Annotated in this window: 13 protein-coding genes; 3 read left to right on the top strand and 10 right to left on the bottom strand. The window is 36.9% G+C overall.

From position 1 onward, the window contains the following. Nucleotides 1-69: 69 nt before the first annotated feature. The 3 genes from EI546_RS11915 (at nucleotide 70) to EI546_RS11905 (ending at nucleotide 2,983) form a co-directional block, all read left to right on the top strand. Complete coding sequence (locus tag EI546_RS11915) at nucleotides 70-360, top strand: HU family DNA-binding protein (protein ID WP_128250746.1); 291 nt, start codon at nucleotides 70-72, stop codon at nucleotides 358-360. A 352-nt stretch (nucleotides 361-712) separates the two neighbouring features. Further along, complete coding sequence (locus EI546_RS11910; protein ID WP_128250745.1) at nucleotides 713-2,257, top strand: Rne/Rng family ribonuclease; 1,545 nt, start codon at nucleotides 713-715, stop codon at nucleotides 2,255-2,257. A gap of 255 nt (nucleotides 2,258-2,512) precedes the next feature. After that, nucleotides 2,513-2,983 (top strand): regulatory protein RecX, encoded by a 471-nt coding sequence (locus EI546_RS11905; RefSeq protein ID WP_128250744.1) that lies wholly within the window; start codon nucleotides 2,513-2,515, stop codon nucleotides 2,981-2,983. Between the two features lie 3 nt (nucleotides 2,984-2,986). Here EI546_RS11905 and EI546_RS11900 read toward each other — a convergent pair whose 3' ends face one another. The 10 genes from EI546_RS11900 to EI546_RS11855 form a co-directional block, all read right to left on the bottom strand. Beyond that, on the bottom strand, nucleotides 2,987-3,274 hold the full coding sequence (locus tag EI546_RS11900) for a type II toxin-antitoxin system RelE/ParE family toxin (protein WP_128250743.1): 288 nt from the start codon (nucleotides 3,272-3,274) through the stop codon (nucleotides 2,987-2,989). Next, the gene (locus EI546_RS11895; protein ID WP_128250742.1) at nucleotides 3,267-3,506 is read right to left on the bottom strand and encodes a ribbon-helix-helix domain-containing protein; all 240 of its coding nucleotides are present in this window, start codon (nucleotides 3,504-3,506) and stop codon (nucleotides 3,267-3,269) included. Before EI546_RS11895 ends, EI546_RS11900 begins: the two co-directional genes overlap by 8 nt. Nucleotides 3,507-3,663: 157 nt before the next feature. After that, complete coding sequence (locus tag EI546_RS11890) at nucleotides 3,664-4,110, bottom strand: hypothetical protein (protein WP_128250741.1); 447 nt, start codon at nucleotides 4,108-4,110, stop codon at nucleotides 3,664-3,666. A gap of 22 nt (nucleotides 4,111-4,132) precedes the next feature. Next, entirely contained in the window at nucleotides 4,133-4,648 is a 516-nt protein-coding gene (locus EI546_RS11885) for a DUF6646 family protein (protein ID WP_128250740.1), read from the bottom strand. A 39-nt stretch (nucleotides 4,649-4,687) separates the two neighbouring features. After that, nucleotides 4,688-5,542 carry a cupin-like domain-containing protein gene (locus tag EI546_RS11880; protein ID WP_128250739.1) on the bottom strand — a complete coding sequence of 285 codons (855 nt, stop codon included), beginning with the start codon at nucleotides 5,540-5,542 and terminating at the stop codon, nucleotides 4,688-4,690. 63 nt (nucleotides 5,543-5,605) lie between these two features. Further along, on the bottom strand, nucleotides 5,606-6,118 hold the full coding sequence (locus EI546_RS11875; protein WP_128250738.1) for a hypothetical protein: 513 nt from the start codon (nucleotides 6,116-6,118) through the stop codon (nucleotides 5,606-5,608). A 384-nt stretch (nucleotides 6,119-6,502) separates the two neighbouring features. After that, nucleotides 6,503-8,656 (bottom strand): Tex family protein, encoded by a 2,154-nt coding sequence (locus EI546_RS11870; protein ID WP_128250737.1) that lies wholly within the window; start codon nucleotides 8,654-8,656, stop codon nucleotides 6,503-6,505. A 2-nt stretch (nucleotides 8,657-8,658) separates the two neighbouring features. Beyond that, nucleotides 8,659-10,005 carry a hypothetical protein gene (locus tag EI546_RS11865; protein WP_128250736.1) on the bottom strand — a complete coding sequence of 449 codons (1,347 nt, stop codon included), beginning with the start codon at nucleotides 10,003-10,005 and terminating at the stop codon, nucleotides 8,659-8,661. Beyond that, nucleotides 10,002-10,262, bottom strand: coding sequence for a hypothetical protein (locus EI546_RS11860; protein ID WP_128250735.1), 261 nt, complete (start codon nucleotides 10,260-10,262; stop codon nucleotides 10,002-10,004). The genes EI546_RS11865 and EI546_RS11860 overlap by 4 nt, the downstream gene beginning before the upstream one ends. Nucleotides 10,263-10,274: 12 nt before the next feature. After that, nucleotides 10,275-11,672: a hypothetical protein gene (locus EI546_RS11855; protein ID WP_128250734.1), complete on the bottom strand. Its 1,398-nt coding sequence runs from the start codon at nucleotides 11,670-11,672 to the stop codon at nucleotides 10,275-10,277. Between the last annotated feature and the right edge of the window lie 14 nt (nucleotides 11,673-11,686).

Here is an 11,686-nt window from a genome sequence, read left to right as displayed (position 1 = left end):
TTAAAATTCTTATATTTGCCGTCTCTAAAAAAATCTATTTAAAAGACAATAATCATAAATTTATAAGTAATGACGAAAGCAGATATCGTAGCTAAAATTTCAGAGAAGCTAGGAATGGAAAAAAATGAAGTTCAAGCTACCATAGAAACATTTATGGATGAAGTGAAGAATTCCTTAGAGGGTGGAGATAACGTTTACTTACGTGGTTTCGGCAGTTTTATCATTAAAACAAGAGCTGAGAAAACGGGAAGAAATATTTCTAAAAATACTACAATTAAAATTCCAGCCCACAATATTCCAGCCTTCAAACCTGCGAAAGTTTTCGTAGAAGGCGTTAAGACAAACGTGGACGTAAAATAATAATAACCTGGTCCCATTCGCAAAAAGCCATTGGTTGGATGTGAAAAAGACTTTAATAACAATTACACTATGCCAAGTGGTAAAAAAAGAAAAAGACATAAGGTAGCGACTCACAAGCGCAAGAAAAGACGTCGCGCGAACCGCCATAAGAAAAAGTAGTTTTCCGACTACTTTTTCTGTTTTAAAGTGTTCCCAGCAGATAAGATTTACCTTCTGCTAGGAATATAAATACAAAATCGTTCTTTGACAATGGAATTATATGGATAACCTTGTGGTTACCCAGCGATTTCGCCGGGCTCTTAAATTTAAGACCTGTTAAAAAATATATTGTTTAATCAAAAATTAATGTAACGTGAACTACGAATTATTTATAAGGTCCGGTTCACAGGCAGTTGATTTTGCCCTATTAAAGGATGGGAGATTAATTGAATTGCACAAAGAAGAAGATGACAACAAGTTTACGGTAGGCGACATATTTTTAGCCAAAATCCGCAAAACTGTTCCTGGCCTAAACGCCGCCTTCGTCAATGTAGGTTATGAGAAAGATGGTTTTTTACACTATCACGATCTCGGCCCAAAAGTGCTTTCTCTTTTAAAATTTATTAAAGGCGTAACCAGCGGAAAATTAAAGGATTATTCCTTAAAAGATTTTCCGTTTGAAAAGGAGATTGATAAAAATGGGAATCTAAACGATGCCCTGAAAACAAATCAGTCAATCCTTGTGCAGATAGTAAAGGAACCCATTTCCACAAAAGGCCCACGTTTAAGCTCCGAGCTTTCTATAGCTGGGAGGTATATTGTGTTGGTGCCATTTTCAGACCGTGTTTCCGTTTCCCAAAAAATAGAATCCAATGAAGAAAAAGATAGGCTTAAGCGCTTGATAACAAGCATTAAACCTAAAGGATTCGGTGTAATTATACGCACCGTTGCCGAGGGCAAAAAAGTAGCAGAACTGGACAAAGACTTAGAGAATCTTATGGAGCGCTGGACAGCGATGTGTAAGAAGCTTCAAGGGGCGCACCACCCATCGAAGGTGCTAAGCGAGCTAAACAGGGGAGCCTCTATCATCCGTGATATGTTTAACGATTCCTTCTCAGCAATACATATAGACGATGAAACCCTATACTTGCAAATAAAAGATTATGTGCAGGAAATTGCACCAAAAAAAGACAATATCGTCAAGTTCTATGATTCGAATGTGCCAATGTTTGAGAAATTCGGCATTGACAGACAGATCAAAACTTCGTTCGGAAAAACCGTATCAGGAAGCAAAGGAGCTTATTTGGTAATTGAACATACCGAAGCAATGCACGTAATAGATGTGAACAGCGGTAACAGAAGCAACAAACAAAAAACACAGGAGGGCACTGCTCTCGAAGTGAATATGATTGCAGCCACCGAGGTGGCAAGACAGCTACGATTGCGCGATATGGGAGGAATTATTGTGGTGGATTTTATCGATTTGGCCAACACCAATCACCGCAAGCAGCTCTACAATCACCTTCGTGAAGAGATGAAGGATGATCGAGCAAAACACAAAATTCTTCCTCCAAGTAAATTTGGGTTGATACAGATAACCCGTCAACGAGTTAGACCGGAGATGAACATCAAGACCCGTGAAGAAGATCCAAGTAATGTGATCGATGGGGAAATTGAAGCTCCAATTATCGTTATTAATAGAATTAATGAAGAGGTGAAACGCCTTTTCACAAAGGACTATAAAAAGATTACCTTGAATACACATCCTTTTATAGCCGCATTTCTGACAAAAGGATTCCCTTCCGTGCGTACCAAATGGTTTTTGGAGCATAAGAAGTGGGTAAAGATCCAACCGCGAGATGCCTATACTTATCTAGAGTATCACTTTCACGACAAGGACGGAGAGTTGATCAAATAACTTCAGCCCCTTTAGAGGATTTCTTCTAAAGGGGTTTTTTTTGGTCCCACCCCACCTCTGTCCCACCCCCGGCCCCTCCCAGAGGGAGGGGAGCTTCGGTTATACGAAAGTTAATTTTAAAAAGTGTTCTTTCCCCTTGCTAGGCACGAAGCAATCAAAGGGAAGGTGGCGCAAAAAATTTTTCAGCTTTAAAGCTGAAATATTGTTTAGACGGAAGGGGTAATTTTCCTAAATTGTCAATTTATATATAAAAGTTTGAACACCCGCAAAACATACACCGTAGAAGAGGCAACAAAAAGGATGGAACGCTACTGCACCTATCAGGAACGTTGCCATAAGGAGGTGAACCAAAAACTCTATGAAATGCGAATGATTCCACAAGCTAGAGATCAGATAATCCATCATTTGCTGCAACACAATTTTTTAAATGAAACACGATTCGCTCAAGCTTTTGCACGAGGAAAATTTAGGGCCAAAAAATGGGGGAAACAACGAATTGTAAATGAGTTGAAAATTAGGGAAATCTCAAAATTCAATATTCAGATTGCCTTAAAAGAAATACCGGATTCAGAATACTACAAAACCTTCGAAGAGCTAGCGGAAAAACGAATGGACCAATTAATTTCTGAAAAAGATCTTCAGAAGAAAAGAAAAAAACTAGCAGATTATCTTTTTTACCGTGGGTGGGAGAGTGATTTGGTTTATGGGAAGGTTAAGGAGATTTGAAAATTAAAGTAAATTGTTTACATCTTGTCTTCCAATAATAGCCATTATTTCAACTAGGTTATTATTTATTCTATAATAAATACTATCCGAACCACATACACAACGTCTGTAGCCCTCTTTTATAAAATCGACCGATTGAAATGAATACGGGTTTTGGGCAATAACTTCAAAATATTCAAAAAAGGAATTATAGTATTTGTCTGCTTGATCAATTCCAAATTTGCGTACTCCGTAATGATGAATTCGTATTAAATCTTCTTTAGCAGTATTACTTAATCTGTAATTAGCCATTGAGCAATGACTTCGATTGTGCTAAAATTTCTTCCTTGCTCTCATTGGTGAAACCATTATTCTCCGCGGTCTCTAATTTTGCTTTAATCCAATTAATCTGGGCTTGCTGGTTTCTTGCCTGTCTAATTAAATCGTTGACGAGTTCACTTTTGCTAGCGTATTCATTGCTATCAACCTGACTCTTTAACCATTCATCATTTGGTTTTGTGAAGGATATACTTTGCCTTGTCATTATATATTTCTTTGGTGCAAATTTACACCAATATTGAATCAATTGCAAGGTCTTTGGAATTTTTGGGTAAGGTGCCAGGAACAAACTCGCGCGAACGGAGTTTTTTATATGGCCATTGGTTTTGGCATGAGCTGCAAACTTACGCCAGCGGGGACTTCTAATTCAAACAAACGATATTCCTTTCAGCCATATAATTCTTTATCATATTCCAATCGGATATATTCTTTATATTATAAACTCTTCTGGTAGAATTGTCTTTTAATTTAAAGTCAACCAAAATCCCTCCAAATAGCTTTTTCATTTTAACATTCTTAATTTCTGTCAGTTCAATTTCTTTTTTATTTGTTCTGACAAAATTTGAATGATATAGCATGGCAGGAAGTGAAATCAACAGAATTCCAGATATTATCCTCAAAATCATCTGAATCTCTCTTTCGGATACAATTCCAGAGTAGATCTGGTAAATTCCGAAAATCAAAAATAGAAAGGGATATATTATAAAGAGGGTTTTATTCATTCTGCTACTGTTGTCATTGATTTCAACCGAGTTCTCTTTTAAGTTTATATCGCCATTTGCGAAGGATTTGAGTTTTATATTTTTCATCTTCTATCGTATTAAGAATCTACTATATACAAAAGGAAACTCCAACGTTTGCAGAAAACTGATTGTGCAATTTCTCTGCTTGGGTGAGTGTGCCAGTATTGTATTTGGAAATTGGAAGATTCAGTTCTGTAAAAAGCCCGAAACCCTGGGAAAAGAAATAGCGGGCACCCAAATGGGCTCCAAAGTTTTTTAAACTTACATATAGACCTGGGTAGACATCAAAGTTGTCATCAATATTTAGCACATTTCCTAGATTGGCATTAAAGCGGGCCTTTAAATCAAAACGATCCTTAAAAGGGGCAAAGGGAACTTCCTTCCCATCCTCATTTGTGACTTTCTGAACTCCTAAAAGATAGACCGATGCAACACCTACCGATATATTTTCCCCAAGGCCAAAGTCTAAGCTGGCCATTATTCCGGCACCATTATCTTGAAGGTTAGTACCCACCTGAAATTTTACATCTCCCTTGCCATGATATGCTTGTGCAAAGGAGAGTTGTAAAGAAAGAATTGCCAGTAGCGTAAGGAGGGTTTTCATCTCAAAAAAATTTTCAGAAAGATAAAAATTTCTTTTGAATTAAAGCGCTCGGTTGGTGCGAATGACCGCCTGATCATTTTTCCAATCGATCCATTTTTGACCCTTCATTTTTCGCATAGCCTGATCCAAATATCGCATAATGGCAATATTGTAAACTGCTTTGGCAAGGTTTGTAGGGTTTCTTGCGATGGCTCGCAAGCTCATTGAAAATCCAGGGGTAACATAGCGCATGTAGTGCCAATATCCCTCGGGCATATAAAGCATATTGCCATGTTCCAAGTAAGCCTCATAACCCTCTGCTTTTTTCAAGGCCGGCCATTGGTCATAATCTGGATTATTGAAATCTATATCTTCCCTAGTGATAAGAGAATGGGGGATTTTATATAAATAATCGTTTTGATTTTGATCGAACAGAATAACCCTCTTTTTACCATGAAAATGAAAATGAAATATATTGGCCAGATCTATATCGTAATGCATAAATGTATAAGAATCTTCTCCACCAAAAAAAAGCATGGGCAACCCTTTCATCAATTTTAGACCAAAATCAGGATAGAAGAAGTCATTTTGTAGCTGGGGGACTTCCTTTAAAATATTCCAAAGAAAAATTCGGTATTTCGTGGGTTCTTTTTTGAGCAGTGCCACATATTCCCTCATTTTCATGGTTGCGTGGGGCTCATTAAAACCATCCTTATGGCTTACCGGTCTATTATCATATAGGGGGACGTCCTTTTCCCCAGCAACTTCGGCCATATAATCCAGGTTCCATTTATTAAATGCTGGCCAATCCTCCATGGAATTTTCAATTACGAGAGGTTTTTGGGGCTTGAAATACTTATTTAGAAAATCTTCTTTGGTAATGGTTTTTACCCTATCTATTTTCTGTAGCTGCATAATATTTAGATTAAGGTAAAATTACGAATCTATCTAGAGCTGTAATGGAAAGTTAATACAATTTTAGGGGTTTTTGTCCACCCATTTTGAATTATGGGGAAAAGTAGCGTCGAGTAAATCGATATCGAGCTTTTCTGCTAATTGTTTGCCCATTAAAAGTGCTGTGGTGGCTTCGCTAGCAGCCATAAGGTTAAAGTGTCGGTTCCTATCGTACCAAAGATTTACCTCATAAATATTACGACCATTTCTAAAAACTGAAATATAATTAAGATTGCGGAACTTTTTCCAAATCCCCATCTTAACCGGTCCTACGCAGAATTGGATTTTATATTTCCTTTTTTTAATGTCAAAATAATAATCCTTCACCACGGAGAAACTAAACCCTCCAGCAAAAAAGAAAATAGCAAGTTGTAGATAAACCGTAGAACGCCGAATTATCCTTGGAGATGCCCTAAGGCTAATCTCTATAAAATAATGATAAAGACACGCAATCATTGCCGTATAGAATAGTGCAGCAACGATAATCTGCCACCATGGGCGATTGCCTTGTGAAATTAATATTCGATTTTGTTCCATTGCATTAATGACTGTCTCAAAAATAGAAAATGCTTTTAATTAATAGAGTATTATCTTTTATATAGGTTCCTTTTCAATTTTCGTTGCTGTCGACAACCCTAAGTATTACCAATGTAAATTGGAACAGTATGACGGTTTATGGAATTTACCAATTTTGTATTGGATAAGAATTGCCTTTGGTGTAACAACCTAAATTGTTTTTCTGATAAGTTTTAATTATTTCTGGAAGACAGCCAATCAATTTATTTCGAACTCCTATTACGCTATCAAAACCACCAAAAGCTTAAAAATGAGTGGTATTTTCTTTAATAATAGCTGTTTTTTTTCTCTCTTTTCCGCGTTGGTGATAGACCCAAATATTTGAAGAAAGCTTTCCGTTATGAGCTAGTCTCCATTGAGCTTATGCAACTTCAACTGAATCCGTTTTCTATCCACATCCACATCCAAAACTTTTACTACAATCTGTTGGTGCAAATGCACATGTTCATTTACATCCTTTACAAATGAATCTGCCAGATTGGAAACGTGAATTAAGCCGCTTTCCTTTATACCGATATCCACAAAACAGCCAAAGTTGGTGATGTTATTTACAATTCCAGGAAGCAATTGACCTTCTCTTAAATCTCTTATGGATTTGACATTCTGATTAAAAGTAAAAACCTTAGCTTCTTCTCGCACATCCAAACCTGGTTTTTCAAGTTCAGTAATTATATCTTTTAGAGTTGGGAGTCCAATTTTTTCAGAAATATATTTCTCTAATTTTATCTTCTGAAGAAGTGCCTTGTTGCCAATCAATTTTTCCATTTCCACACCTTCATCTCTGGCCATTTTTGAAACTACCGAATAGCTTTCTGGATGTACGGAAGAATTATCCAAAGGATTTTTTCCATTCCTTATCCTAAGAAATCCAGCGGCTTGCTCAAAAGCCTTTTCGCCCAATCGGGGAACTTTTTTGATTTCAGAACGTGAAGTAAATGCTCCGTTTTCTTCTCGATAGTTGACAATATTCTCTGCTAGTTTTGGTCCGATTCCCGATACATAGCTCAGTAATGGAATACTGGCGGTATTTATGTTAGTCCCTACAGAATTCACGCAGAGTTCTACTGTATTATCCAATGACTTTTGAAGTTTTGTCTGATCTACGTCGTGTTGGTATTGCCCAACTCCGATTGATTTTGCATCAATCTTGACCAATTCTGCCAATGGATCCTGCAATCGGCGTCCAATAGAAACCGCACCCCTTACGGTAACGTCATAATTTGGAAATTCATCCCGTGCAATTTTGGATGCGGAATAAATGGAAGCTCCAGCCTCGCTCACCACAAAAACCTGTGGTGGATTTTTAAAGTGAATTCGTTTTATAAACTGTTCCGTTTCTCTGGAAGCTGTTCCGTTCCCGATTGCAATAGCCTCAATTTTATAGGCATCGGCAAGGGAACTTATTTTTCGCATAGCTCCAATAGTGTCACTCTTTGGTGGGTGCGGAAAAATAGTTTCATTGTGCAACAATCCTCCTTGGGCATCGAGACAAACCACTTTACAACCAGATCGAAATCCGGGATCAATGGCAAGAACACGTTTTTCACCCAAAGGAGAACCGAGCAATAATTGTTTTAGGTTATTGGTAAAAACATTGATGGCTGTTTCATCTGCTTTTTCCTTTGCTGCGGCCAACGTTTCATTTGAAAGTGCGGGAAATAATAATCGTTTATAACTATCTTCTATGGCCAGTTTTATTTGTTTTGAAGCAGCGTCATTGGATTTTACAACTCTTTCTTCAATATGAGAAAGGGCTTTTTCACCATCAATCTCTATTTTCTGGCGGATAAATCCTTCGGAAGTGGCTCGAAGTATTGCCAAAAATCTATGGGACGGAATTCTGCTCAAAGATTCAGTCCAATCAAAGTAATCCTTGAATTTTTGAGCTTTTTCCTCATCCTCCATTTTCTTGACAACTTTAGTTGAAATAACGGAATGACGTTCCAATTCCCGACGAAGCATATTCCGAATGTCCGTTCGCTCGTTTATCCATTCAGCTATAATGTGGCGTGCACCCTCTAAAGCTTCTTCTTCGGAATTTATTTCTCCGTTCACATACTTCATTGCAAGTGAAGAAATTTCAGAATCTCCGAGGTTTCGGGATTGGCTCATTATTATTTTTGCCAAGGGTTCCAATCCATTTTCCCGAGCGGTATCGGCTTTTGTTTTTCGCTTTTTTTTAAATGGGAGGTAGAGGTCTTCCAGAGTAATTAATTCGGTTGCTTCTTCTATTTTTCTCTGAAGTTCTTCCGTCAAAACACTTTGTTCTTCCAAAGATTTCAAAATAGCAACTTTACGCTTTTCTAGCGTTTCAAATTGCTCTTTCAACTTTACTATTTCCCCAATCTGAACCTCATCCAGATTTCCGGTCAATTCTTTTCTATACCGGGAAATAAAGGGAATAGTGGCGTCTTCATTTAAAAGTTTGACAGTGTTTTCCACACTTTTTTTAGGAAGTTGGCTTTGGGAAGTAATAAAAGAAATTAGAGAATCTTGCATAATTACATTTCAACGATCTTAAAGATTTTATCCCACGAGTCGTAAGAGGATAGGTATAATTTTCCTTCCTGGATGAAAACATCTTCCGCAGTATCAAATTTAATGGTCTTTTTAAATGCCTTAATCTTATCAAAAACATTTTCACTTCCTTCAAATGAAGCGTAATTGAAATCGGCATCGAAGTGAGTGTTGAAAAAAGTGGCATTTGCAGTACTATATGAAGTATAGGCAATATAAGTTGGATTATAGGAATAGTTAATGCTTGGGACTCCTCCGCCAGAAACCACATATCCACCGCTCGGCATAACCATTCCGCCACCGCCGACAACTTCCCGAAAACCACCAATGGTAAAATGATATAATTCTCCATCTTTATATCCTGTAATACCAATTTTGTCCACAGAAACCTTTCGCAAAAATTTGGAGATATCCTCTAATTCACGTTTGTCCTTAAAAGAAAGAAAACCTCCCTCTTGAAAAATGGGGGAATTTATAAAATCGATGGGCTTATCTATTTCAATATAAAATTCGTTTATAATTTCGTTATCAAAGTTTTTAATGTGGACTTTCAACTCCTCTTTACTACTGCCCAACTGGAATATATGATCGTCCAAAATAAAAGAATTGTAATTTTTAAAGTTGCCGATTTTTCCTTTTGGATATTCATAGGAGGATTCGCTTAAAGTCAAGTCTTCCAAATCAATTTTATATAGAACGGTCTGTCGGCCTTCTTCGTCTTCCGTACTTAGATAAAGGAAGTTATCCTTTTGGTAAAGTTTGTTTTCGGAAGCTGTTTGTTCTATTGAATTTGGCACGCGATTATCAATCAGGGTTAAATTGGGTTGTATGCTGGCGAAAGCCTGTGCCTTGGGAAACGTTAAAAGCTTTTCGTTGCTCTCTTTACTGTTGACGGGTATGGTTTTTATAGTTGAAAAGCCTTTATCTGCCAATTCTCTAATAATAAAATCGTTCCGCCTATTTGCGGATAAAACATACAATTGATTGTTGTAGTGAATACTTCCAAGATATTTTTCATCGCCAAAATCGAATTTGAAATCGTCTGTGGAAGCGCGTTTAGAATCGAAGTTAATATTGACTATAGAAAACCTTTTCTTGGAATTATTTGATAATAAAATCTGATAGGTATTACCAATAATCTTATAGCCTAATATATTGTCGTGCTTGGGAGAATCAAATACCAGAGTGCTTTTTAATTCGAAATCTTTATCGAATAGATTAGCGACCACGGTCTTTTTATCCATCAAAATCATCGCCAAATCCTTCGTTTCTGTATTGAGAAAATTGAAGCTTTCCTTATTCTTTAGCTTGGAAGTTCCGTCAATTTTCATCGAGACCACTTCTTTCCAGGCCGGGTAATATCAGCGGGATCCTCTGGATCAGTAAACTCCTTGGTCAAATAGGCATTAATAGAATTCTCGTTGGTTAAAAATGTTGCAAATGTGTCGTTTTCATTATTTACAACCGCATAGGCATTGTCAACAGAATAACCCTTCTTACTTAAGTCGTTGGGAATTTTTAATAAGGTGGTTTGTGCAAGTGCAGAAAGGTTCCAAAAAATTAATAAAAGAAGAATTCCACGTGTCATCAATCTGTAACTTTAAAATTTATAAAGGCTATAAACTTCGTCCTTTTTATTGAAAAAACCACAGAAATACTGATTGTTCAGTTTGAATATAGTCTCAGCCTGACCACTATTTTCTTCAAGAAAACTTTTTATAGTATCAAAAGGATTTGAGGGAACATCATCTTTAATATGACTTAAGTCTTCCTTGAACAGTCCCGTTATTCTTACCGACTTTGTGTTTTTATATAGTGAATAGCTAGTCGTTAACTGGTTTATGGAAGAAACTATAAGAACGCCAACAACGCCACCCAAAGCACCTCCCACTAAAATTAATCCACCATCCTTTTCGGCTGCACTGCCCATTGTTATTTGATAGATTCCATTTTCCCTATAAACCGATAGTCCAATATCGCCAGTAGAGATTTTACGGAGAAATTGATTGGTCGTTTCAAGCTCTCTGTATGATTGAAAATCTCCTCCTTTAAAGACGATGGGTGTATTTTTAAAGAAAAGTTCATCACTATCGGTCAAGGAATATTCCTTGATAATCGCTTCCGAAGCTAAATCAAAAACACGAAGTTTTAGAATACTTGAATTGGCAACCAACTGAAAAAGTTTGCCATTATCAATAAAACTATTTGTTCTTAAACCCATTTTGAAACCATCAGTAGTCGGTTTTTCAAAACGGGTCACGGATTTTTCAAAATTTTCAAGATTGATTTTCAGTAAATAGGTAAATTCATTTGCACTGTCCAAAGTGAGTGTTATATTTTCATCTTTTTGGTATAGTTTAAATTTCCCTGAAGCTACCTCCAGCGAATTGGGCACATCTTCTTCAACAGAACTAAATGGAGAATCTTTTGTGATGTCATAAAGCTTTCTAGGTCTGTCCCGTCGGTCTAAAAGTGTTTCCTTTGGGAATTCCACTTCAGTTAAAATGGGCTCCTCAAGATTCTTAAAGCTGTAAATATTAATTTGAGAAGAGGAAGAGGGCAAGGTCAATAGATAGATAACATTCTTATAGGTTACGGCATCCAGAACACGTTCACCTTTAACCTTAAAGTCAATTTCTTTGGAAGTTCTCATTCCCGTTTGGAAATTAAATGTTGTAAACCCGTAACTTCTGCCATTGAGAGTATTCATCAACAAGGTCAATTTCTTGTCCTCAAATTGATATCCAATAATGGATTTAAATTTTGAAGAAAGAGTAGGAACGGCCAAACGCCCTAATTCGGTAAACTCCTTGTTGTACAGAATTGCGAACGTCTGGTTATTGCCTTCAAGAAAAATGGCAAAGTTTCCAGTGTTGGAGTCCTGAATGTTAAAGGAGTTTTTGAGCTTGCCAAAACTCCCACTTATGTCCGTGACTTTTTCTTGGGCTTCCAAAGAAATTGTAAGTCCAAATAGGAAAAATAGAATAATAAATCTCATGAAATGGTGGATTC

The organism is Aequorivita sp. H23M31 (assembly GCF_004022485.1).
GTDB lineage: Bacteria > Bacteroidota > Bacteroidia > Flavobacteriales > Flavobacteriaceae > Aequorivita > Aequorivita ciconiae.
The sequence above is the reverse complement of the archived record's forward strand: the minus strand, read 5'-3'. Positions and strand labels throughout refer to the sequence as shown.